22 protein-coding genes are annotated in these 22496 nt (G+C 59.7%); 5 read left to right on the forward strand and 17 right to left on the reverse strand.

The annotated features are described in order from the left end of the window. Positions 1-170: 170 nt before the first annotated feature. The 3 genes from ACJO5Y_RS12590 (at position 171) to sorU (ending at position 2974) form a co-directional block, all read left to right on the forward strand. Positions 171-1142: a calcium/sodium antiporter gene (locus tag ACJO5Y_RS12590; protein ID WP_406987623.1), complete on the forward strand. Its 972-nt coding sequence runs from the start codon at positions 171-173 to the stop codon at positions 1140-1142. 216 nt (positions 1143-1358) lie between these two features. Beyond that, on the forward strand, positions 1359-2585 hold the full coding sequence (gene sorT / locus ACJO5Y_RS12595; RefSeq protein ID WP_406987624.1) for a SorT family sulfite dehydrogenase catalytic subunit: 1227 nt from the start codon (positions 1359-1361) through the stop codon (positions 2583-2585). A gap of 59 nt (positions 2586-2644) precedes the next feature. After that, entirely contained in the window at positions 2645-2974 is a 330-nt protein-coding gene (sorU, locus tag ACJO5Y_RS12600; protein WP_406987626.1) for a SorU family sulfite dehydrogenase c-type cytochrome subunit, read from the forward strand. Positions 2975-2998: 24 nt separating this feature from the next. On the opposite strand, the gene msrB is transcribed toward sorU, so the two are convergent. Together msrB and msrA are read right to left on the reverse strand one after the other, a co-directional pair. Continuing rightward, positions 2999-3427 carry a peptide-methionine (R)-S-oxide reductase MsrB gene (msrB, locus tag ACJO5Y_RS12605; protein WP_406987627.1) on the reverse strand — a complete coding sequence of 143 codons (429 nt, stop codon included), beginning with the start codon at positions 3425-3427 and terminating at the stop codon, positions 2999-3001. Between the two features lie 10 nt (positions 3428-3437). Continuing rightward, positions 3438-4082 (reverse strand): peptide-methionine (S)-S-oxide reductase MsrA, encoded by a 645-nt coding sequence (msrA, locus tag ACJO5Y_RS12610; protein WP_406987629.1) that lies wholly within the window; start codon positions 4080-4082, stop codon positions 3438-3440. A gap of 117 nt (positions 4083-4199) precedes the next feature. Here msrA and ACJO5Y_RS12615 point away from each other — a divergent pair, with 117 nt between their 5' ends. Then, positions 4200-5174, forward strand: coding sequence for a metallophosphoesterase (locus ACJO5Y_RS12615; RefSeq protein ID WP_406987631.1), 975 nt, complete (start codon positions 4200-4202; stop codon positions 5172-5174). Positions 5175-5177: 3 nt separating this feature from the next. On the opposite strand, the gene ACJO5Y_RS12620 is transcribed toward ACJO5Y_RS12615, so the two are convergent. From ACJO5Y_RS12620 to pedF, 15 genes are all read right to left on the reverse strand, one after another. Beyond that, positions 5178-5660, reverse strand: a complete 483-nt coding sequence (locus tag ACJO5Y_RS12620) for a CDP-archaeol synthase (protein WP_406987632.1) — start codon at positions 5658-5660, stop codon at positions 5178-5180. A 17-nt stretch (positions 5661-5677) separates the two neighbouring features. After that, positions 5678-7054, reverse strand: a complete 1377-nt coding sequence (locus tag ACJO5Y_RS12625) for a class II fumarate hydratase (protein ID WP_406987633.1) — start codon at positions 7052-7054, stop codon at positions 5678-5680. Positions 7055-7136: 82 nt separating this feature from the next. Then, a complete protein-coding gene (locus tag ACJO5Y_RS12630) occupies positions 7137-7421 on the reverse strand; it encodes a hypothetical protein (protein WP_406987634.1) in 285 nt (94 codons plus the stop codon). Between the two features lie 62 nt (positions 7422-7483). Beyond that, the gene (locus tag ACJO5Y_RS12635; protein ID WP_406987635.1) at positions 7484-9235 is read right to left on the reverse strand and encodes a PAS domain-containing hybrid sensor histidine kinase/response regulator; all 1752 of its coding nucleotides are present in this window, start codon (positions 9233-9235) and stop codon (positions 7484-7486) included. After that, positions 9219-10382, reverse strand: coding sequence for an alcohol dehydrogenase-like regulatory protein ErcA (ercA, locus tag ACJO5Y_RS12640; RefSeq protein ID WP_406987636.1), 1164 nt, complete (start codon positions 10380-10382; stop codon positions 9219-9221). Before ercA ends, ACJO5Y_RS12635 begins: the two co-directional genes overlap by 17 nt. 44 nt (positions 10383-10426) lie before the next feature. Then, a complete protein-coding gene (locus ACJO5Y_RS12645) occupies positions 10427-12367 on the reverse strand; it encodes an alpha/beta hydrolase family protein (RefSeq protein ID WP_406987637.1) in 1941 nt (646 codons plus the stop codon). Further along, positions 12333-13487, reverse strand: a complete 1155-nt coding sequence (pqqE, locus tag ACJO5Y_RS12650) for a pyrroloquinoline quinone biosynthesis protein PqqE (RefSeq protein WP_406987638.1) — start codon at positions 13485-13487, stop codon at positions 12333-12335. The genes ACJO5Y_RS12645 and pqqE overlap by 35 nt, the downstream gene beginning before the upstream one ends. After that, positions 13484-13759, reverse strand: a complete 276-nt coding sequence (gene pqqD, locus ACJO5Y_RS12655) for a pyrroloquinoline quinone biosynthesis peptide chaperone PqqD (RefSeq protein WP_406987640.1) — start codon at positions 13757-13759, stop codon at positions 13484-13486. The genes pqqE and pqqD overlap by 4 nt, the downstream gene beginning before the upstream one ends. After that, positions 13756-14514: a pyrroloquinoline-quinone synthase PqqC gene (pqqC, locus tag ACJO5Y_RS12660; protein ID WP_406987642.1), complete on the reverse strand. Its 759-nt coding sequence runs from the start codon at positions 14512-14514 to the stop codon at positions 13756-13758. The genes pqqD and pqqC overlap by 4 nt, the downstream gene beginning before the upstream one ends. A gap of 2 nt (positions 14515-14516) precedes the next feature. After that, on the reverse strand, positions 14517-15440 hold the full coding sequence (gene pqqB, locus ACJO5Y_RS12665) for a pyrroloquinoline quinone biosynthesis protein PqqB (RefSeq protein WP_406987643.1): 924 nt from the start codon (positions 15438-15440) through the stop codon (positions 14517-14519). A 55-nt stretch (positions 15441-15495) separates the two neighbouring features. Next, positions 15496-15567, reverse strand: a complete 72-nt coding sequence (gene pqqA, locus ACJO5Y_RS12670; RefSeq protein WP_007153157.1) for a pyrroloquinoline quinone precursor peptide PqqA — start codon at positions 15565-15567, stop codon at positions 15496-15498. A 333-nt stretch (positions 15568-15900) separates the two neighbouring features. Next, on the reverse strand, positions 15901-17421 hold the full coding sequence (gene exaC / locus ACJO5Y_RS12675) for an acetaldehyde dehydrogenase ExaC (protein WP_406987645.1): 1521 nt from the start codon (positions 17419-17421) through the stop codon (positions 15901-15903). 200 nt (positions 17422-17621) lie between these two features. Further along, positions 17622-19397, reverse strand: coding sequence for a PQQ-dependent methanol/ethanol family dehydrogenase (locus ACJO5Y_RS12680; protein WP_406987647.1), 1776 nt, complete (start codon positions 19395-19397; stop codon positions 17622-17624). A 190-nt stretch (positions 19398-19587) separates the two neighbouring features. Next, a complete protein-coding gene (locus ACJO5Y_RS12685) occupies positions 19588-20520 on the reverse strand; it encodes a substrate-binding periplasmic protein (protein WP_406987649.1) in 933 nt (310 codons plus the stop codon). Positions 20521-20563: 43 nt separating this feature from the next. Then, on the reverse strand, positions 20564-20995 hold the full coding sequence (gene pedF / locus ACJO5Y_RS12690; protein ID WP_406987650.1) for a cytochrome c-550 PedF: 432 nt from the start codon (positions 20993-20995) through the stop codon (positions 20564-20566). A 289-nt stretch (positions 20996-21284) separates the two neighbouring features. Between pedF and pedA1 the strand changes: the two genes are divergently transcribed. After that, the gene (gene pedA1 / locus ACJO5Y_RS12695; protein WP_406987652.1) at positions 21285-22460 is read left to right on the forward strand and encodes a lanthanide ABC transporter ABC transporter substrate-binding protein PedA1; all 1176 of its coding nucleotides are present in this window, start codon (positions 21285-21287) and stop codon (positions 22458-22460) included. The last annotated feature ends 36 nt before the right edge of the window (positions 22461-22496 follow it).

Genomic DNA, 22496 nt, shown 5'->3' on the forward strand with positions numbered 1-22496 from the left:
TGATGTTTATGCTGGTGACCGATTCGGCCGCGGGGATCGTAGCCATGAGCAAAATTCTCAGGCTGACCTTTGCCACCTATATGCGGTATCTTGGCCACCTTTTACTGGCGTACACCCTTGGTTACGCAGGGGTATTCATGCTGGGTCGTTTCATTCACTGAGGTTGATGTATGTTGATGGCAATCGGAGCCATTATTGCCGGTCTGGTTCTCCTGGTCTGGAGTGCCGACCGTTTTGTCGAAGGCGCGGCGGCTACCGCCAAGCATCTGGGTATGCCATCGTTGCTGATCGGTATGGTGATCATCGGTTTCGGTACCTCAGCGCCGGAACTGGCCGTGTCTGCCATGGCGGCCGCTGACGGCAACCCGGGGCTGGCTCTGGGTAACGGCTATGGCTCCAACATCACCAACATCGCCCTGATCGTTGGCCTGACTGCCGTCATCGCGCCTATCGCGGTGCATTCCCAGGTGATTCGCAAGGAACTGCCATTGCTCCTGGTACTGACCGCCATCGCCGGCGTCCAGCTGCTGGACGGCCAGCTGTCCCGCCTGGATGGCTGGGTACTGCTGGGCGTGTTCGCCGCCGTCATGGGCTGGTCAATCTACCAGGGCATCAAGGGGAAAGGCGACAGCCTTGTCGGCGACACCGATGCGGAACTCATTGCCCATCCCATGCCGCTGAAAGTCGCCCTGATATGGCTGGTGGTTGGCCTGGTGCTGTTGATCATAAGCTCCCGGATGCTGGTCTGGGGTGCGGTGACCATCGCCCAGGCCCTGGGTGTCAGCGACCTGATTATTGGCCTCACCATTGTTGCCATCGGCACCTCGCTGCCGGAACTGGCGTCAGCCCTGGCGGCCGTCAAGAAGAACGAACACGACCTGATTCTTGGCAACATTGTGGGCTCGGGCATTTTCAACACGCTGGCGGTGGTCGGCCTGGCCGCAGTCATCGAACCTCTGGCCGTTGATCCGGAAGTTCTCTATCGCGACTGGACCCTGATGGCGGCACTCACCTTCGGGTTGCTGTTGATGGCCGTGGGACTGACCGGGAAACGCAAACTGGTGAGCCGCCTCGATGGCGCGCTGCTGTTACTGGTTTACGTGAGCTACACCGGCTATCTGGCATCCACCATCATCAGCTGACCGCAAAGAGGTGAAGCCGCGATTTCAGGCGGCTTCACCATCCCCCAGAAGTTCCTCCAGGCGTTCACGCGCCTCAGCCAGTTATGACGACAATTTATACCCCGCCAGACTTGATCATTTTTTGATCGAACTCTATAAGTAATCAGGATATAACCCGGATATTCAGCCTGGGTTAGCGTGCACATTCCTCAACCATTCACTCCAAGGAGACGGACTATGAGCAATGCACCAGAGATCCGGCGGGGCCATGATGATCCCGGACCGGATAACCCCGGCCGGCGCAGGATGCTGATGGGTAGCGCGGGTGCCATGGCCGCCGTCAGTGTACTGGGCTTTATCCCTCTCGCGAGGGCGGATGAGCCAAAATCCCTGCCGGACTATGCCGCCTGGAAAGAACGCAGCGCCCTGATCGTACACAGCACCAACACTATGGAAACCGTGCGGGGCGCCATCGGCAGCGGTGTGGTCACCCCCAGTGATCGCCTGTTCGTTCGCAACAACCTGCCCGCCCCTTCCGATGAAGTCACTGCCAACGCGGACGCCTGGGAAGTCCGCATAGAAGGTGTAAAAAATCCGAAAACGCTGACCGTAGGCGAACTCAAACAGATGGGGGTGGCCACGGTCGCTTCGGTGCTGCAATGCTCCGGTAACGGTCGCGCCTTCTTCCCCCACGGCGCAGGCGGCACACAATGGAGCGTCGGCGCTGCCGGTTGCCTGCTCTGGACCGGTGTTCCACTGAAAGACGTGGTGGAGGCTCTGGGCGGCCCCGCGGAGGGTGCCCAATACATTACCAGCACCGGTGGCGAAGCATTGCCCGATGGGCTGGAGCCAAAAACCGTGGTGGTCGAGCGTTCCGTACCAGTCAAAGCGCTGGAAACAGCCCTGCTGGCCTGGGAAATGAACGATGAATCCCTGCCCGTCACCCACGGCGGCCCCCTGCGCATGGTGGTCCCGGGCTACTACGGCGTCAACAACGTCAAATACGTGAAGAGCATTGCTCTCACGGAAACCCAGACCGACGCCAAGATTCAGGCCTCGGGCTACCGGATCCGGGATGTCGGTGTCAAAGGCGCTCCGGACCAGCCCTCAATGTGGGAAATGAACGTCAAGTCCTGGGTCACCGCGCCTCTCGAGACTGGTCGCAAGGGGCGCAATATGATCTATGGTGTTGCCTTCGGCGGTACCGTGGCGCTTGATAAGGTGGAAGTATCCGTGGATGGGGGCAGGAACTGGAAAAACGCCCGCTTCCTCGGCCCGGATCTGGGCCCCTTTGCCTGGCGGCCATTTGTGCTGGCAGCGGACCTGGAGCCCGGGGAACACCGCATTGTCAGCCGCGCCACCGATGCGGAGGGCAACACCCAACCCGAGCAGCGTACCGATAACGAGCGCGGCTATGGCCACAATGGCTGGAAGGATCACGGCGTTACCGTCGCCGTCAGCTGACGCTTGATGCGGCAGCGGGGCCCCGCTGCCGCGACTGTTCAATCGGTCAGGACCGAACCATGACAAGAACCGCCGCAATCGCCACTGCCCTGTTGCTGACCACCAGTACCTCCGCATTCGCGGAGGACAAACGGTCAGAGCAAGGCAAAAAAATATTCACGGAACAGGCACAGCCATCCTGCACTATATGCCACACGCTTGAGGATGTAGGGTCAACCGGCGCCATCGGTCCCAACCTCGATGAACTCAAACCATCCCCGAAACAGGTACGCGAAGCCGTCAGGGCCGGTGTTGGCGTCATGCCGGGGTATGAGGACAGCCTGTCCGGGGATGACATCGAGGCCGTGGCTTACTACGTTGCCACTGTCACCGGCAACGCCGGGGAGTAGCAGCCCCGCGAGCCCGGCCCCCTATCAATGACCGTTATCCCGGAACACCATCGCAATGGAGTTCAGGCAGTAACGCTGTCCGCTGGGCGGCGGCCCGTCCGGAAACACGTGCCCAAGGTGGCTGTCGCACCTGGGACACCGAATCTCGGTACGGGTCATGCCGAGGCTGTTGTCCTCAATGTAACGGATGTGGTCCGGATCGAATGGCTGAAAGAAACTGGGCCAGCCAGTACCGGAATCGAACTTGGAATCGGAACTGAACAGCGGCAGCTCACACAACCGGCAGTGATAAACGCCCGCTTTCTTGTTGTCGAGCAACGTCCCGCAAAATGGATGCTCGGTGCCGTGGTCGAGCAGCACCCGGCGCTCTTCCACCGACAGATCCGCTGACATCTCGTCTACCTGTGACGGTGTCAGTGGCGTCAGATCGTACCCCGCTTTGGAAACACTCATGGCAACCTCCTCAGGCTTTGTCGTCGTCACGGTATTCGGGCTTCAGGTAATCCCCGAAAGATGTCATCAGTTTCTCCACCTTGGGCGCTGCCACCGCCATGATGTATGGCTGGTGAGGATTCTGGGCGGCGAAATTCTGGTGGTAGGCCTCCGCAGGGTGAAACTGCGAAAGCGGCTCCAGCGCGGTCACGATGGGCTGCGGGTACACGCCGGCTTCATCAAGCTGGCGGATGTAGGCCTCCACCACCTGTTTCTGCTCCGGCGTTTCGTAAAACACCGCTGACCGGTACTGGGTTCCCCGGTCATTGCCCTGGCGGTTCAGCTGGGTGGGGTCGTGGGCAACCGAGAAAAACACTTTCAGCAACTGCCCAAGGCTCACTTTTGACGGGTCATAGTGGATGTCCACCACCTCGGCATGGCCGGTCTGGCCGCCGCACACCGCATCGTAGTTGGCCGTCTCAGGGCTGCCACCGGCATAGCCGGATTCCACCCGCGTCACTCCCGCCACGGCAAGGAAAACCGCCTCGACACACCAGAAGCATCCGCCCGCAAGCACTATATGCGCTGCGGAGGAGTCGTCATTCAGATCCTGTTCCGGGTCAGGGAAACGGCTTCTTGGCACCTCAAGCCCCGGAATATTGCATGATGTCGTCATAGTCGCCTCTGCTTGTCTGGTGAAACATGAACATTGTATCACTTCGGTTGCAACACTCCGGAAGCCAACCATAATGAGGTTAAAGGGTTTGCCAACACGCGCAGCGCAGGATTCGCCATGACCGCCAGGGCACATACACCAGAAAGTCAGGATGAGTTGCTGGAGTACCGTCTGAGCCTTCGACTCGGTCCCGTCCATGCCCGCCAGAGGCTGGGGATTGAGCGAGAAGCCGAAGCCAGGGTATTCGGTCCCAATTACAAGTCATTTCACCTGGAAAACCTGGCATCAGCGCCCGGCTTTATCCGCTTTTGCCTGCAAATGGTCGGTCTGTTCCGTCGGGGACAGAATAACAGCCGACGCCTGAACACCACCAGCAACCACTTTCATATTCCGGACCTGCCGGAATCTTTCGAGGGCTTCCGGATCCTTCACCTGACCGACCTGCATGTGGATATGGACGAAGCCAACCTGCAGGCGGTGATTGACCGCATCAGCTCACTGGAATATGACCTGTGTGTGCTGACCGGCGATTACCGGCGGCTGACCTGGGGGCCGGTGGACGAAGCTTTGGAAGGCATGGCAAAACTCCGCGATGCCATCCGGGGTGACGCCTATGCCGTGCTGGGCAATCACGACAGTATCCGGATGGTTCCCGCCCTGGAGGACATGGGCTACCGGCTGCTGATGAACGAGCATGCTCCGATTCATCGCAACGGAGAAACCATTTACCTGGCCGGCGTGGATGATGCCCATTTCTACAAGGTCCACAACCTGCACAAGGCCGGCGACGATATTCCCCTTGGTAATATCAGCATCCTGCTGAGCCATACCCCGGAAATCTTTCGGGAAGCGGCTCACGCCGGATACGACATTTTCCTCTGCGGCCATACCCATGGCGGGCAGATCTGCCTGCCCGGCGGTATTCCCGTCACCCTTGATTCTGACTGCCCGAGAGCCCTGGGGCGCGGGCTATGGCGGATGAACGGCATGCAGGGTTATACCTCGCCGGGATCAGGCACCTCGGTGATCAACGTGCGGCTTAACTGCCCGCCGGAGGTCACCATTCATACCCTGACCCGGGGGCCGGAATGAACGTTAGTGAGGATGACGGCGGATACCCAGGCGATAAAGCAACGGCGACAACAGAATATTGGACAGGGTAAACAGCACCACGACCGAGATTGCCGTCCATATTCCCAGGGGCAACCAGAGGAGCGCCAGCACCATTGGCAATGCCGCTTCCGGTATCTGATCCAGCCATAGCGCCCGGGCACTGGAGGCCAGTCCACGCCGCCGCTTGATGAAGCTGCTGATCATGTCGCCGGCCAGTCCCAGCAATCCGAACAGGCAGCCAAAAATCACCCCAAGCCCCGCCACCATGGCGAACAGGCCGCAACTCACCGTACCGGCGACCACGCCACGCCAGGTCTTGCTCTTTCCCAACAGCGGGCGCCCATCGCGCCAGAGCCGGCCACCATCGACCGGAGCCGACCAGTGATGACCAAACAGTTTCCTCGCGACCACCGGGGCGCCGTTAGCCAGCACCAACATCACGAACAGCTCCAGCGCAAGGATCAAGTCAGTCAGCCTCCGGTTCAGGAAACCCCGCCACGGGTCAGTTTGAGCGGATCCATCAGTTTCTCCAGCCGGGCCCGGTCCAGCCCGCTTCGCTCTTCAGCCACATCGATCACTGGCCGGCCGGTACGGTATGCCTCCTTGGCGATGTCCGCCGCCAGTTCATAGCCAATCTCCGGGTTCAGTGCAGTGACCAGTACCGGATTACGCCCGACCCCCGCATTCAGATTATCCACATTGATGGTAATACCCTTGATGGCCTTGTCCGCCAGCAACCTTGCGGCATTGGTGAGCAGCGCCACCATATCCAGAAGGTTGGCGCCCACCAGCGGCAACATCACATTGAGCTGGAAGTTACCAGACTGGCCGGCCACTGCATTGGCGCCATCCAGCCCCATCACCTGAGCGCCCACCATGGCCACAGATTCTGGGATCACCGGATTGACCTTGCCCGGCATGATGCTGCTACCCGGCTGCAGGGCTGGCAGGCTGATCTCCGCCAGGCCATGGATCGGACCACTGTTCATCCACCGCAAGTCGTTGGCGATCTTGGTCAGCACGAGGGCCGCGCCCCGCAACTGGGCCGACAACGCCACGGGCGAATCCACCGCACTTTGCCCCACAAATTTATGTTCCAGGGAGCGGAAATGGTACCCGGTGTCGGAGCTCAGGAATTTGACGAACTGTTCCGCGAACTCATGGGGCGCGTTGACCCCGGTGCCTACAGCGGTTCCGCCCTGCGGTAATGCCATCAGGTCATCCGCGGCTGCTTCCACCCGCTTTTCTGTCGCCAACACCTGTTCGCGCCAGGTACGCATCTCCTGGCCAACGGTGACCGGCATGGCGTCCATCAGATGGGTGCGCCCGGTTTTCACCTGTTCCGAGAACATCGCCTCCCGCTCATAGATAACGCCGCACAGGTGAGACAATGCTGGCAACAAACGGTCCTGGACAGCGGTGACAGCACTGACGTGAATCGCGGTGGGAATCACATCATTGGAGCTCTGGCTCATATTGACGTGATCGTTGGGATTCACGGTGACGCCGGCCCGCCCCGCCAATGCGGAAATGACCTCGTTGACGTTCATATTGGTGCTGGTACCGGACCCGGTCTGGTAACGGTCAACCGGAAACTGGTCCGCATGTTCACCGTCCACCAGCTTGAGGCATGCCTCGACAATGGCATCCCGCTTGTCGTTATCCAGCAGCCCGAGGCTGGCGTTGGCCTCCGCCGCAGCCTGTTTGATCCTGGCGACGGCAGCGATAAAAGCCGGGGGCATGGGCTGACCACTGACCGGGAAATTGTCCACGGCCCTCTGGGTCTGGGCTCCCCAGAGCGCATCCGCCGGAACACGCACTTCCCCGAGACTGTCTTTCTCCGTTCTGAAATCACTCATGACACCCTCTCCTTTTGCTGTGGTTTCGGAACCGGACCCTGCGGGTTCCTGTGCATGGGGCGACATCGGCATCAGGGGATGCTCAGCCCCCGTCATGGGATCTTAGCCTCACATGGTCGCAAATCCCCGTAACCTGCTCAAAATTAACAACTAACGTCTGGACTGTGTTGGTGTAGGTATCGTGGAGGTGGAATTTGAACCGGTGTTGTTTTTCACCCTGCAGGAACGCGTCGTACTCCTTCACGAGTTCGCGGACATCGCCCCCATTGTCCCGGGACCATGTTGCATTGAAGGGACCAAGGACAGCACCGCCTGCCAGGCAGATGGTGACTTCGTGGTTGGTCAGGGCATTATCGGTTATGGCCATGGTGCACTCTCCTGAAATTCATCGAATCCCAGAATCAGTGTAGACCCTCGCGTGCAGTCTGGTTAACCGGTTGACCCCAGAAGACTGGTCAAAAGCGCCCGCAGACGATTGGGCTTCACCGGCTTGTTGAGGATTGGCAGGTATTGCGCCCGCATGAGCTGCCGGGTGTCATCGCTGCGATCTGCGGTGATGATCGCCGCCGGAAGCTCGCAATCCAGGTGGCGACGCACGCCATCAATGGCTTCGCAGCCGGTCTTGTGATTGTCGAGGTGATAATCGGCCAGCACAACCGATGGGGGATGTATTCCCGAGTCCAGCAACGCCAGGGCCTGCGCTTCGCTCCGGGCCACGGTCACCGAGCAGCCCCAGCGCTCCAGCAACAGCTGCATGCTTTCCAGAACGGCCGGCTCATTATCAATCACCAGTACGCGGGCCCCGTCAAAGCCCTCCGAGAAAGGCGGAAGCGTACCTTGAAGAGGCGGCGTCTGCGCCTTCTGCGTCGCTTCCATTGGCACGGTCAGGACAAACCTCGAGCCCCGGCCCGGCCGGGAGGCAACGTCAATGTCGTAACCCAGTACCCTTACCATCCGTTCCACAATCGCCAGCCCCAGGCCAACGCCCTGCCGGCCACCCGTGCCCTGGGGAAGCAACTGATGGAATTCGGTAAAAATCTCCCGCAGCTTGCCCGCTTCGATGCCCACACCGGTATCCCAGACTTCAATGCAGAGCCGATCACCCCGGGTTCGCAACGCCAGCAGCACGCCACCCTCCCGGGTGTAACGAAACGCGTTGCTCAACAGGTTGCGGATAATGCGGGTCAGCATGCGCTGATCGGTTTTCACCATCACCGGTGTGGTGCGAACACGGAAACGCAGGCCGGCATTGGCGGCCACCGCTTCAAATTCTTCCCCCAGCCCGACCGCCAGGGCCGAAACGTCGGTGTAGGCCAGGTCCGGCTTCATCGCCTGCTGGTCCAGCTTTGAAATATCCAGCAGGTCCGCCAGAAGATCCTCCGCGCCCTCGAGGGCGCGATGCACCTGGTGCACCATGCGCTGTTCCTGCTCCGGCAACTGGCTGTCCTGCAGGGCGGAGATCATCAGTCTGGCGGCATTCAACGGCTGCAGCAGGTCGTGACTCGCCGCCGCCAGGTATTTGTCCTTGCTGCGGTTGGCCTCCCGTGCGGCTTCCATGGCGACCACCAGTTCCCGCTCCACTTTTTCCCGTTCTTCGATCTGGTAGCGCAGCCCGACGTTGGCATTCTGTAGCGCTTCGGTGCGTTCCTCCACCCGTCGCTCAAGGTCTGCATTCAGTTGCTCAAGCTTTTGTCGGGCCTGAACCCGCTCGGTAATGTCCGCCACGAAGGCTTCCACCACTTCGGGCCCCAGGTCCGGGCGTCGTAAGATGGTAATCGCGACATGGACCGGCGTGTTGTCCACCCGCCGCAAACAGGTTTCCCGGACACGCAGCTTACCCTCGTCCAGAAGTTCCTGGCGGATCTTGTCAAACTCGTTGGAACTGCAGAAAAGCTGCTCCCGCAGCCGGATGACCCGTTGCGTCAGATCCTCGGCGCTGGCGTAACCGCAGATACGCGCCATCGCCGGGTTACAGGCCAGGAAACCGCCACGGAGATTGGCCTGGAAGATGCCGTGGAGTGCGTTTTCGAACAGCCACTTGTAGCGGTTACGCTCCGTCTCCAGCTCTTCAATCCGTTCCTGCAACGCGGGGTAATAGTTCTTACGGACAGACTGGCTGCCCAGTCCCAGCAGGTCGCCAACTCCGTAGCTGCCATCCTGTTTCTCAGAGGGCTTCTTCATAGACGACCTGGACATCCCTCAGCGACGATTTGCGAGGGTTGGTAAGTATGCAGGGATCCTGCAGGGCAAAGCCCGACAGGTAGGGAATATCGGAGACAGTCACCCCAAGCTCGGCGAGCCGGGCTTCCAGCCCTACCCTTCGCTTGAGCTCAATGATGCGGTTCATCAGCCGTTTCCTGATCTCGGCTTTGCCCATGCCACGGGTATCAATGTCCATCGCCTCGGCAACCCGGCGGAAACGGTCTTCCGCCGAGGCGAAGTTGTAGGCGACAACGTGTTCAAGCAACAACGCATTACACAAGCCGTGTGGCAGGTCCAGATACCCGCCAAGGCTGTGAGACATGGCATGGACCGCCCCGAGAATGGCATTGGAAAACGCCAGCCCCGCCTGCATCGACGCCAGCATGATCTGTTCACGCAGGAATGGGTTTGCGGTGTTCTCTACCAGCGGCTCAAGGTTGCGGTTAATCAGCCGGATCGCTTCCAGAGCGTGGTTATCGGTTAGCGGCCCACTGCCGGTGGACACATATGCCTCTATGGCGTGAACCATGGCATCCACACCGGTACAGGCCGTCAGGTAGGCGTCCATGCTTTCCGTGACTTCCGGGTCGATCAGGGACACATCCGGTACCACGGCCTTGCTGATAATGGAAAACTTGAAGCGCCGATCGGGATCGGAAATGATCGCAAACTGCGAGACATCCGCCGATGTACCCGCGGTGGTTGGTATCAATATCAGCGGGGGCGAAGGATTGGTAATGGTATCCACTCCCTCGAATTCCAGAATGCTGCGGCCATGAGTCGCCACAATACCAATTCCCTTGGCGCAATCCATGGGGCTGCCGCCACCAATGGCGACGATGACATCGCACTCGCTGGACTTGTACAACTCGGCCCCCGCCATCACCTCATCCACCTTGGGATTAGGTGAAACACCGGTAAAGATCGTGGTGCGAATACCGGCATCCGTCAGCAGCGTGACAATCTCGTTAACCCAGCCAGCTGCCGCCACCCCCGGGTCGGAGACCAGCAGTACATGTCTTGCTCCGAAATTGCTGGCGAAATTAGCGACGGATTGGCGGGCGCCGGCGCCAAATACGATTTCCGGCGAAACGAACTTGCGAAGGGCGGAAATGTCGTGGCTCATAGAGATGTACTCGACGGTTTTTTATTATAGGAATCACCGAAAGTTTACCTCAAGTTCCCACCCTGTTCATTGATCTTCACGCTTTGCCGACGATAAAAACTGAACAGCCAGACCAGCATGCTCACCTGGCTGGTCCGGTACCGGAACCCGTGCCCTTCCTCCTCGAACCAGTGCAGCTCCGGCGACAGGCCAACCGCCTGCATCGACGCAATCATCGCCCGGGTCTGCTCAGGGACCACCACCTGATCCCGACCACCCTGAAAGAAGATCACCGGCGCCCGGATACGGTCCGCCAGGTACAGTGGCGTCCGGGCGCGCCAGCGTTCCGGGTGTTGCTGCGGGGCACCGATAAGCCAGTCCAGGTATCCGGACTCAAAACGATGGGTCGCCTCCCGAAGCCGCAACGGATCCGTCACCCCGAACATACTCGCCCCGGCGGCAAATCGCCGGCTGCGGATCAGTGCCATCAGGGCGGTGTAACCACCAGAGCTCCGGCCCTGGATGAAAATGCGCCGGCCATCAACGAGCCCCGCGGAAGACAGATGATCCGCCGTACGCTCCATGTCTTCAACGTCCGCCTCACCCCACTGCCCCGCCAAAGCCAGGCGAAACGACCTGCCAAAGCCACTGCTGCCGCGATAGTTGACTTCGGCCACGGCAAACCCACGCTGGCACCAGTACTGCACCTGGGGATTGAACACCGGATAGGCCGCCGAGGTAGGCCCGCCATGGGCCACCAGAATCAGCGGCGGGGCGGTGGTCGCCGAGGAGGAGGTCGGTTCGTAAAAGAAACCGTGAAGGCCCGGCTTATTGTCTCCCACCGCAGGCACTTCAAACGTCAGGGGCAACACCGGCTTTTGTCCGTGCAGGGCGCTTTCGCCACCCGCCATCACCCGAACCTGCCCGGTATCGGGATCAACCCTCAGGACGGCGTCCAGCCTCGCGGAAGAGCGTGCGATGCAATACAGCTGCCTGCCGGTCATCCCCAGGCAACGAAAATCACTGAATTCTGGGGCCACTCTCTGACTTTCCGGCTGCTTTTGATCAGCTCCGGAGCGATACAACCAGAGTTCACCGGTGCCGCCGCGGTAATGAACCCGCGCCCAGCCATGACCGGCGAGCGGAACATGATGGGATTCACCCAACTGCCAGGGGGCGCTGGCGTGATCCAGGGACGGCCCATCACCGGTAACCCAGTCGCCATTCAATCCATCCGGTTCCAGTCGCCATGGCTGCCACCAGCCACCATGATCGGACAATACCCAAAGGGTGGTGCCGGCATAGACTGGCTGCTGAACAGAGGCTTCCGACACCGTGGGCCAGGTTTCGCAACCACGCAACCAACCGCTTTCCGTCACCACCGCCGTCCAGAGTGTTGTGCTTAGCCACGGCATGTCGGGCAGTTGCCAGCTCACCCAGGCGATGTGGCGGCCGTCCGTTGACAATGCCGGCGCTCCGTAGAAGTCCTGCCCGGCGTGCAGTACCTGGATACCATGTTCCAGACTCACCGCCACCAGTTGCTGACGACCACCCCCTTCCCGCACGGCCAGCACACGGTGGCGGTGCGGATCCGCCACCAGGCCGCCAAACGCAGCACCCCGCTCATCCGTGAGCTGGTGGCAAACGCCGGTCGCCAGCTCCAGAAAGTGTACCTGCTGTTGTTCACTGACCAGGAAAACGCCGGTATCCAACGCTGCCAGGGCGCCGCCACCGTAACCATTGACCCGACTGCGAACACTCAACCCCTCCGGCCCAAACCGTTCGGGGCCTCGTTCCGTCAACCGCCAGAGGGTATTCGCACCAAGCGAGGGATCTGTCTGCAGCCAGAACACGCCCGCCCGCGAGACGGCAAGCTCTCCGCGCTGGATGTAGGTTGCGCAGGCGTGCTCGGCGCTTAATGGCGCCGGTTGCCGGTGCCGTTCCGAAACCGCTGATACGGCAAGAGGCTGGTCAGCCCCTGAAAAACAGTCTTGAGTTATCCGCATTGCGATAGGTCAGCTCTTCAATGCCGGCCGTGGCGTGCTCAGCGGCCTTCCTCGCCGCCAGGATTCGGTCATGGTGCGAGGATTTACTGCACACCGGATCGGCGTTGTCGGCGTTGCCGGTCAGCAGGTACGCCTGGCATCGGCAGCCGCCGAAATCCTTGCCCTTTTCATCGCAGGAACGACAGGGCTCCGGCATCCAGCTGTCTCCCCGATAATGATTAAAGCCCGGGCTGTCATACCAGATGGCATTGAGATCCATCTCCCGCACATTCGGGAAATCAATGGGGAGCAGCTTTGCGCTGTGGCAGGGCAAGGCTGTGCCGTCCGGCGCCACGGTCAGAAACAGACTGCCCCAGCCGTTCATGCAGGCCTTGGGGCGCTCCTCATAGTAGTCCGGGGTGACGAAAATCAGCTTCATCGCCGAGCCTCTGTCCGCCAGCTGCCGTCGATAAACCTGGACCTCCCCTTCCGCCGTTTCCAGTTGCGCACGGGAAGGCATCAGTCCCTCCCGGTTCTTGAACGCCCAACCGTAATACTGACAGGTGGCCAGTTCGACGTAATCGGCCCCCAGACGCTCGCACAACGCCATGATGTCGTTCATCTGGTGGATATTGTGGCGGTGGATTACGAAGTTGAGCACCATCGGATAACCTGCTTCCTTCACCGCCCTTGCCATCGCCAGTTTCTGGTCAAAGGCCTTGCGGGAGCCTGCCACTGCATTATTGAGCTCGGGATCAGACGCCTGAAAACTGACCTGGATATGATCCAGTCCCGCATCCCGGAAGGCATTCACCTTGGCCTCGCTCAGGCCCAGTCCGGAGGTGATCAGGTTGCTGTAATACCCGAGGTGTCGCGCCTCGGCAATCAGTTCCGGCAGATCCTGGCGCACCAGGGGCTCGCCACCAGAAAACCCCAGTTGCGCGGCCCCCATGGCACGGCCCTGGCGCAGCACGTTCACCCACTCGTCCGTGGTCAGTTCCTGTTCGGTGTTAGCAAAGTCCAGCGGGTTGGAACAGTAGGGGCACTGGAGCGGGCACCGGTAGGTCAGTTCCGCCAGCAACCACAGCGGTGGACCAACACCAGGGCGCTGGCCAGCGGGCAGGGTACCGAAATCCTTCATGAGAAAACGATCCAGTGCTGTTGTTCCGCGTCTGTCAGGAACTCGCTGACGTCGCTGGTCAGCGCGCCCGCATCCGGAAACCGCTGCTCCAGTACGGTGACGATATCGGCCACCGTTTGCTGGCCATCAACTTCCGCCAGCACCGCGCCGGCACTGTCATTCAGACGCACCATGCCTTCGGGGTACAACAACACATGACACGCCTGGGCCGGCTCCCACTGAAAACGGAAGCCGGGGCGCAGGCGGGGCACCCTTGCCAGGCTGTCCGTCACCACAGCCCCCGGTGCCAGACCGGTTGATCGGTTACGGTGTGATACGGTGGCGTCCGGTGCAGGTAAGCCATAGTCAGGGCATCCAACATAGACCATAAAATATCCAGCTTGAATTGGAGGATTTCCAGGGCACGGGCCTGTGAGGCAGCCGTAGTGAAACTGTCCAGGGTGATCGTCAGGCCGTGCTCCACATCCCGTCGGGCCTCCGAGAGCCGTTTACGGAAATAGTGGTAGCCACCCTCTTCAATCCAGGGGTAGTGTTGCGGCCAGCTGTCCAGCCGGGACTGGTGAATCTCCGGTGCAAACAGCTCCGTCAGGGAAGAGCAGGCCGCTTCCTGCCAGGTCGCCCGGCGGGCAAAATTCAGGTAGGCATCCACGGCAAAGCGCACCCCGGGAAGCACGTGACGCTGGTCGATGACTTCTTCCCGGCTCAACCCTACGGATTCAGCCAGGCACAGCCAGGCCTCGATGCCGCCTTCATCGCCGTCATGACCATCATGATCCAGTATTCGCTGCAACCACATCCGGCGCACCTTGGCATCCGGGCAGTTGGCCATGATCGCCGCATCTTTTCGGGGGATATTGATCTGGTAGTAGTAGCGGTTCGCCACCCAACCCCGAATCTGCTCCGGGGTGCATTGCCCGCCGTACATGGCGTTATGGTAGGGGTGGTGGATATGGTAATACTCACCCTTGCTGCGCAGGGCCTGCTCGAAGTCCGCACGGTTCATAGCTGTTCTGGCAATTGCGTTCATGGCTACCCCGCCACTTCGACATGCATCCCGTCCCAGGCGACTTCAATACCGTGCCGCAACAGCTCCGCACGCTCGGCGGAGTTTTCGTCCAGGATCGGGTTTGTGTTGTTGATGTGAATCAGGATCTTGCGGCGGGCCGGCATGGTATCCAGTACTTCGATCATGCCGCCGGGACCACTCTGGGCCAAGTGCCCCATGTCCTGACCGGTTTTGGTACCAACTTCCTGACGAATCATTTCATCGTCATGCCAGACGGTGCCATCGACCATCAGCACATCGGCCTTGCGCATCCAGTTCAGAATCCGCTCGTCCGGCTCACCCAGCCCCGGGGCATAAAGCACTGTCTGCCCGGTGCGGGTATCTTCCAGGAACACCCCGATGTTATCGCCCGGATGGGGATTGTCCCGGCGCGGCGAATACGGCGGTGCGTTGCTTAACAGCGGAATCGCGGTAAGTCTCAGGGACGGTGCGCAGAGAATGGTAAAAGACTCACTCTCAGTGGCAGGTATTTCCCGCCAGCTCAGGCCGCCGTTCCAGTGTTCCAGCATGCGGAACAGCGGGAAGCCGGTACTCAGATCTTCATGAACCTGGGCCGTGCACCAGACATCCAGTGGCAAACCTTCGCGCAGGGTCAGCAGGCCGGTGGTGTGATCCACCTGGCTGTCGATCAGCAGCACGGCGCTGATGCCGGTGTCCCGCACCGCCCGGCACGGTTGCATGGCCGGGAAGGACGCCAGTTGGGCGCGAATATCGGGGGAGGCGTTAAACAGAATCCAGTGCTCGCCATCCTCACTCATCGCAATGGACGATTGGGTGCGGGCGCTGGCTTTCAGGGTGCCCTTGCGGAACCCGTCGCAATTGGCGCAGTTGCAGTTCCACTGGGGAAAACCACCGCCGGCTGCAGAACCGAGTACATGGATGTACATGAGAAGAACTCCCGAACCAAAACGGCCAGCGTCAGGAGGCTGGCCGTTTCAGCATTCAGCGGTTGGCGAAGTACATAGTGACTTCGAAACCGATGCGCAGATCTTCGTAGGCTGGTTTGGTCCACATAATGCTTACCTCTATTGTCATGATTGTTAGCGCATTCAGGGTGAATCAGCGGCTGTGCCGATAACTCATTTCTCATCCTAGCGGCGGTGGTAACAGACCCATATGGTACTTTGGCACTGTTTTCAGCCCTCCCTAAGTTGCAGGCGCAGACTGCCGGAAGCGCCTTCCCGCCAAACAAAAAAAGGCCCCTGTAGGAGCCTAAAAGAGTGACAAAGAAAAATCCGGCTCTCTTCCGAGAGCCCCCCCGAGCAGTCGTCGGGGCATGAAAACGCACATCCGTTGTGCTGGCCCATGCGCGGGCCCGTGTGGAGGGGCCCGCCCGTCGCTTTTCGATCAGAAGAAGCCAAGCGGGTTGGTGTCGTAGCTCACCAGCATGTTCTTGGTTTGCTGGTAATGATCCAACGCCATCTTGTGGGTTTCACGACCAACACCGGACTTCTTGTACCCGCCGAAGGCGGCGTGTGCCGGATAGGCGTGGTAGCAGTTCATCCATACCCGACCGGCCTGGATGGCGCGGCCCATGCGGTAGGCACGGTTGGTGTCGCGGGTCCAGACGCCGGCCCCCAGACCGAATTCGGTGTCGTTGGCGATGGCCAGGGCTTCTTCCTCGGTCTTGAAAGTGGTCACACCCACCACCGGCCCGAAGATTTCTTCCTGGAACACCCGCATCTTGTTGTCGCCCTTGAACAGGGTTGGCTGGATGTAGAAACCGTTGTTGAAATCGACGCCGAGATCTTCACGATCACCGCCGGTCAGTACTTCGGCGCCCTCTTCCTTACCGATCGCGAGATAGGACATGATCTTGTCGAACTGTTCCTTGCTCGCCTGGGCGCCAACCTGCACGTCGGTATCCAGCGGGTTGCCACGCTTGATGGCCTTGGTGCGCTCGACAACCTTGGCCATGAACTCGTCGTACATATCTTCCTGCACCAGAGCGCGGGACGGACAGGTACAGACTTCGCCCTGGTTGAAGAACGCCAGCACCAGACCCTCGATACACTTGTCGACAAACTCGGGCTCGGCCTGCATCACGTCGGAGAAGTAGATGTTCGGCGACTTGCCGCCCAGCTCGACGGTGGAAGGAATGATGTTCTCGGCTGCACACTTGAGGATGTGCGAGCCCACCGGAGTGGAGCCGGTGAAGGCAATCTTGGCGATGCGCTTGCTGGAGGCCAGGGCCTGACCGGCTTCAATGCCGTAGCCGTTAACGATGTTCAGCACACCCGGCGGCAGCAGGTCACCGATGATCTCCATCAGCACCAGGATACTGGCCGGTGTCTGTTCGGCCGGCTTGAGCACGGTGCAGTTACCGGCGGCCAGGCAGGGGCCCAGTTTCCAGGCCGCCATCAGCAGCGGGAAGTTCCAGGGAATGATCTGGCCCACGACACCCAGAGGCTCATGAAAATGGTACGCCACGGTGTTCTGGTCGATCTCGCCCATGTGGCCTTCCTGGGCGCGGATGCAGCCGGCGAAGTAACGGAAATGATCCGCTGCCAGGGGAATATCGGCATTCAGGGTTTCACGAACGGCTTTACCGTTGTCCCAGGTCTCGGCAACCGCGAGTCGTTCCAGGTTGGCCTCAATGCGATCCGCAATTTTCAGCAGGATGTTGGAGCGTTCCTGGGCTGATGTCTTGCCCCAGGCCGGCGCGGCCTTATGGGCGGCATCCAGCGCCAGCTCAACGTCTTCCGCGGTGGAGCGCGGAATCTCACAGATCACGTCGCCAGTCACCGGCGTGATGTTCTCGAAATACTGACCTTTCACCGGGGCGACCCACTCGCCGCCGATAAAGTTCTCGTAACGGGATTTGAAGGAGACGACGGAGCCTTCCTTTCCTGGTTGTGCGTAGATCATGGTGTCGACCTCTTGTTGTGTTTGTCGCTTGGCAACGCGGCCTTTCGCGTTTACCTGTTCAATGTAGACCTCAATCCCTGATACTTGAATGATGCGTTGGAGGGGAAAAACTCGTTATTTAGTAGTAGATGCTCAGTGCCGGCTCGCGACCAATAAAAAGGGCCACCCGAAGGCGGCCCTGAACCCATCGCAACTCAGGATCAGTTGCTGGCAACCCGATCCTTCGGCAGCTTGAACGTCCAGACCGTGCCACCCTGGTTGAAGTCCTTGACCACTTTGGCCACTTCGCCACCCCAGAGCGGTACCGCACCGCCCCAACCGGTGGAGATGGAGACGTACTGCTCGCCGTCCATTTCCCAGGTCACCGGAGTACCAACCACACCGGTACCGGTATTGAACTTGTAGAGTTCTTCGCCGGTCTTGGCGTCAAACGCTTTCAGGTAACCTTCCGGCGTGCCGGTGAATACCAGGTTGCCTGCGGTGGTCATCACGCCACCCCAGAGCGGAGCCGGGTTATTGTAGCGCCAGACTTCCTCACCGGTTTTCGGATCAACCGCACGCAGAACGCCGATAAACTCGTCGTTGGCAGGCTTGATGGTAAAGCCTGCCCCCAGATACGCGGCGCCCTTCTTGTAAGAGACCGGCTCGTTCCAGATATCCATGGACCATTCATTGGAAGGAATGTAGAAAAGACCGGTGTCCTGACTGTAGGCCATGGGCATCCAGTTCTTGCCACCCAGGAACGCCGGGAAGGCAACAACCTTTTCACCCTTCTCACCATCGGCATCCGCCGGGTTACCCGGGCGGCCGTTCTTGGTGTTGTAGATCGGGCTGCCGTCTTCATTCAGGCCTTCGGCCCAGGTGATCTTGTCCACAAACGGGAAGCCGCGAATGAAGTCACCGTTTTCACGGTTCAGGACATAGAAGAAGCCGTTACGATCCGCAGTCGCGGCCGCTTTGACGGTTTTGCCATTTTCCTTGTAATCAAAGGAAATCAGCTCGTTGACACCGTCATAGTCCCAGCCGTCGTTGGGGGTGGTCTGGAAGTGCCACTTGATGCTGCCGTCATCCGGATCAATCGCCACACGGGAGGACGAGAACAGGTTGTCGCCGGGACGCAGGTGAGAGTTCCAGGGAGCCGGGTTACCAGTACCGAAGAACAGGGAATCGGTGTCCGGGTCGTAGGTGCCGCCCAGCCAGGTGGCTGCACCACCGGTCTTCCACATATCGCCAGGCCAGGTCTTGCCGGCTTCACCGCCGGAAATGCCGTTTTCGATTTTCTTGCCGTCCTTGTAGACATAGCCCATATGGCCTTCCACCGTCGGGCGGGTCCACAGCAGGTCACCGGTGTTCGGATCACGGGCTTCCACTTTACCGACAATGCCGAACTCACCACCGGAGACACCGGTAATCAGTTTACCCTTCACGATCAGCGGAGCGGCCGTCATGGAGTAGCCAGCCTGGTAATCCGCCACTTTCTTGATCCACACCACCTTGCCGGTGTCTTTGTTCAGGGCCACCAGCTTGGCGTCGAGGGTGCCGAAAATCACCTTGTCGTCGTACAGGGCCGCACCCCGGTTCACCACATCGCAGCAGGGCATGATGCCGTCCGGCAGGCGGGCATCGTACTGCCAGATTTCCTCGCCGGTTCTGGCGTCAATGGCGTAGATGCGGGAATAGGAGGCCGTCACATACATGACGCCATCCTTGACCAGCGGCTGGGACTCCTGCCCACGCTGTTTCTCACCGCCGAAGGAAAAAGCCCAGGCCGGTTGCAGGTGCTTGACGTTATCTGTGTTGAGATTCTTCATCGGGCTGAAGCGCTGGCCCTGTACACCCATACCATAACTGACAATGTCATCAACGGTGTTGTGATCATTCAGAATATCTTTGTCGGTGACCGCGTGGGCCCCAAAGGATACGGCCAGTGCCAGGGCACTGGCGGCAAACTGTTTACCGAACGGATTCGATCTCATGGTTGCGCTCTCCAAAGTCTCTTGTTTTCAGTATCTTTAGCGAACCGGGAACTCTTCCCGCCTCTACCGGACATTCTTGGTCCTGCCTGCTATCGCAACAATTAATCGCCGGGACAGGTTTTCTCATCACTTGGTAGTAAGACCCCGACAAAAAAGCCCGCACGGGGCGGGCTCTATCGTCAGTTACCGGTTATTCCGTGGGTTCTTCGGGGCCGAGTATGTCGTCGTAATATCCGGGGCGGCTGTAGGACAGCCCGTACCTTGCGTACAGTTCGGCCATTTCTCCGGAGCGAACCATGCGATCCGCAATCGCCTCAATGGCATAGCTGAGGGCGCGGTGGGTATGACGCACGGCCATGCCCACATCCCAAACTTGTTTGGTCATTCCGGGAAACCCGTTGCCCGCCTTGGTGAATCCGTTGCCGCCATGGGCTTCGAGCTGGTGCTCTATCTCTGCCCTCATGCCCATAACAGCCGCCACCTCGCCCTGGCCCATGGCTTCGAATGCCTCACCGACATTCCTGTAGTGCTGGACCTGGCTCCGTAACCGCCCACCGAATGCCGATGTCAGATAGGTGTCGGGTAAGGTGTCGATTTCCACGCCGATCGGGTGGTACTGGAAGACGGCAACCGTCTCCACGCCATCCAAGCGGTCCTCGTCAAAGGCAATCTGCCAGCGTTCCTGCTGGTAGGGGCCGAACATCACCACCTGTTCGTTGATCATTTCGCCGGTGGAGTCGCGCATGTATTTGAAGGTGCTGTCGTAGGGCACCCGCATCATGACGTCGGCGATGCGGGTTTTCGCCAGGTAGTGCCCCTTCCATATATGGTTGCGCAGATCATCCCCCAGGGTTTCATCGGGAATGATCCAGTAGGGGCGAAATTCCACCCCCAGTTCCTTGGCTATTTCACGACCAAGATCGGCATCAACACCTCGCACTTCACCATCAACCTCGTAGGAATACGGCGGAAAATCCTTGTACATACCTACATTCAGATAACCGGAGTCCTGAATGATATCCAGGGTCCTGTCCGGAATCAGCGAGCGGGACTGTTGCGCCTGGACCTGACCAACAACCGCAAGCAACAGCACAAGCATCAGAACTCGATACGCCGATATCATGGGCTAACCTCCTGGCAGGCCATTTCCGAAACGTGGTAAGTGCTCATTCCTCTGGCGCGGGCACTGACTCGATATAAGTCTTGATCGCCCAAATGGCTGTCTGGTCGAGGTTATCCTTGAACGAAGGCATGCCGCGTCCGGTGCCGTTCATGACACGGCCAATGAAGTACTCGTCATCCCACTCTTCCAGTTCCCGCAAATCCGGTGTCATGCCGCCGGACATGGCTTCAATACCGTGGCACACGGCACAGTTGCCGGCGTAACCGCTCTTGCCAACCTTTACGGCTTCATCGTGTTTTGCGCTGTGCTCGTTACCTTCACGGAACGGATTTTCCATCAGGGCTTCCTTACCCAGGTCGGGCAGGCTCCCGGTATCCACTTCCTGAGGGGTAACGTCTCCGTGGGACATGGCAACACCGGCCGTCGCCATCAAACCGGCGGCAACCAGGGCCTTTAAAGAAAATGAAACTGACATGTTGTTATACCTCTGTTTTGAATCCCCGTGCGCTGGCTACTTGTTGTAAATGCATTGCCAGCTACCTCTTCCCAGTCTAGGAACACGCCACAGCGATCAGAATGCCACTTTCGCGCCTACGACCTAGTTCCTTGGTAGTAGGCTCCACGGAGATCCCACCCATTCCCCGACACCGAAAGCCCGGGGAATAGTTCTTTAGTACCGCAAGTTTCCTACTTTCTGAATATTTCGAAGCCCCTCCCCGTTCCCTAAGCTGGATGCAACAACAATATTGAAGCAGGGGGACAGCATGAGTGGATTTCGACGCAAGGCCCTGACAGCCGCCTTACTCTGTGGCTGGTGGTTGGCGCCGGCCGTCGCACTGGCGCTGGATGTGAAGGTCGGGTACATCCAGTGGGTTCCCGACCAGGGCCCGGTGCTTTCCAACGTGACTCCCGAACCGGAAGACGCCGGTCTTCGTGGCGCCGAACTGGCCATCGACGATAACAGCACCACCGGCAAGTTCCTGGGCCAGACCTATTCACTGCAGAGCAAAGTGGCCGATTCCGGAGAAGCCGCGATTGCCGCCTTCGAGGCCATGAGCCAGAGCGGCATGGAACTGTTTGTCGTGAATGCACCGGCTCAGACCCTGAAAACCATCCTGAGCAAAGCCGGCGACAACACCCTGATCTTTAACGCCGGTGCCAAGGACGACGCCCTGCGCACCGGGGAATGCCATACCAACCTGCTGCACACCATGCCCAGTTACGCCATGCTCACCGACGCCCTCGGCCAGTGGCTGAACCAGCGGCGCTGGGATGAAGTGTTCCTGATTACCGGGCCCACCGAAGCCGACAAGGGTTGGGCCGATGCCTTCCGCCGCTCTGCCAAACGCTTTGGTCTGAAAATTGTCGAGGACAAACCCTGGACCTTTGATGCCGACCTGCGGCGCACCGCCTCGAAGGAGCTGCCATTGTTTACCCAGGCCAGCGATTACGATGCCGTGGTGGTGGCGGACGTGAGGGGCGATTTCGGCGAGTACGTGCCATTCAACACCTGGCTGCCCAGACCGGTCGTTGGTACCCAGGGCATGTCACCGGTGACCTGGCACCGGGTGGTGGAAAGCTGGGGCGCGGCACAACTGCAAAACCGCTTCCGCGACCTGGCCGGCCGCGACATGAACGGTGAGGACTACGCCGCCTGGGCCGCGATTCGTTCCATTGGCACCGCCGTGACCGACCTCAGTAGCGCGAACCCGGTCGAGATCCGCAACTTCCTGTTCAGTGACAAATTCCAGCTGGCAGCGTTCAAAGGCCGCAAGCTCACCTATCGCGACTGGAATGGGCAACTCCGGCAACCGATCCCCCTGGTTCACCCACGGGGGCTGGTCGCCCGGGCACCCTTTGAAGGCTTCCTGCACCCCAATACTGAAATGGACACGCTCGGCTTCGACAAGCCCGAGAGCGACTGTCGGATTAATGGCTGACCGCTTTGGCGGCGGTTCCTCAAAACAAGAAGGAGT

The sequence above is a fragment of the Marinobacter alkalisoli genome, from assembly GCF_045449855.1.
Taxonomy (GTDB): Bacteria; Pseudomonadota; Gammaproteobacteria; order Pseudomonadales; family Oleiphilaceae; genus Marinobacter.

Coding starts and splice junctions, on each gene's coding strand:
- ACJO5Y_RS12590 (WP_406987623.1), top strand. CDS start 171: ATGTTGATGGCAATCGGAGCCATTATTGCCGGTCTGGTTCTCCTGGTC.
- sorT (WP_406987624.1), top strand. CDS start 1,359: ATGAGCAATGCACCAGAGATCCGGCGGGGCCATGATGATCCCGGACCG.
- sorU (WP_406987626.1), top strand. CDS start 2,645: ATGACAAGAACCGCCGCAATCGCCACTGCCCTGTTGCTGACCACCAGT.
- msrB (WP_406987627.1), bottom strand. CDS start 3,427: ATGAGTGTTTCCAAAGCGGGGTACGATCTGACGCCACTGACACCGTCA.
- msrA (WP_406987629.1), bottom strand. CDS start 4,082: ATGACGACATCATGCAATATTCCGGGGCTTGAGGTGCCAAGAAGCCGT.
- ACJO5Y_RS12615 (WP_406987631.1), top strand. CDS start 4,200: ATGACCGCCAGGGCACATACACCAGAAAGTCAGGATGAGTTGCTGGAG.
- ACJO5Y_RS12625 (WP_406987633.1), bottom strand. CDS start 7,054: ATGAGTGATTTCAGAACGGAGAAAGACAGTCTCGGGGAAGTGCGTGTT.
- ACJO5Y_RS12630 (WP_406987634.1), bottom strand. CDS start 7,421: ATGGCCATAACCGATAATGCCCTGACCAACCACGAAGTCACCATCTGC.
- ACJO5Y_RS12635 (WP_406987635.1), bottom strand. CDS start 9,235: ATGAAGAAGCCCTCTGAGAAACAGGATGGCAGCTACGGAGTTGGCGAC.
- ercA (WP_406987636.1), bottom strand. CDS start 10,382: ATGAGCCACGACATTTCCGCCCTTCGCAAGTTCGTTTCGCCGGAAATC.
- ACJO5Y_RS12645 (WP_406987637.1), bottom strand. CDS start 12,367: ATGCGGATAACTCAAGACTGTTTTTCAGGGGCTGACCAGCCTCTTGCC.
- pqqE (WP_406987638.1), bottom strand. CDS start 13,487: ATGAAGGATTTCGGTACCCTGCCCGCTGGCCAGCGCCCTGGTGTTGGT.
- pqqC (WP_406987642.1), bottom strand. CDS start 14,514: ATGAACGCAATTGCCAGAACAGCTATGAACCGTGCGGACTTCGAGCAG.
- pqqB (WP_406987643.1), bottom strand. CDS start 15,440: ATGTACATCCATGTACTCGGTTCTGCAGCCGGCGGTGGTTTTCCCCAG.
- exaC (WP_406987645.1), bottom strand. CDS start 17,421: ATGATCTACGCACAACCAGGAAAGGAAGGCTCCGTCGTCTCCTTCAAA.
- ACJO5Y_RS12680 (WP_406987647.1), bottom strand. CDS start 19,397: ATGAGATCGAATCCGTTCGGTAAACAGTTTGCCGCCAGTGCCCTGGCA.
- ACJO5Y_RS12685 (WP_406987649.1), bottom strand. CDS start 20,520: ATGATATCGGCGTATCGAGTTCTGATGCTTGTGCTGTTGCTTGCGGTT.
- pedF (WP_406987650.1), bottom strand. CDS start 20,995: ATGTCAGTTTCATTTTCTTTAAAGGCCCTGGTTGCCGCCGGTTTGATG.
- pedA1 (WP_406987652.1), top strand. CDS start 21,285: ATGAGTGGATTTCGACGCAAGGCCCTGACAGCCGCCTTACTCTGTGGC.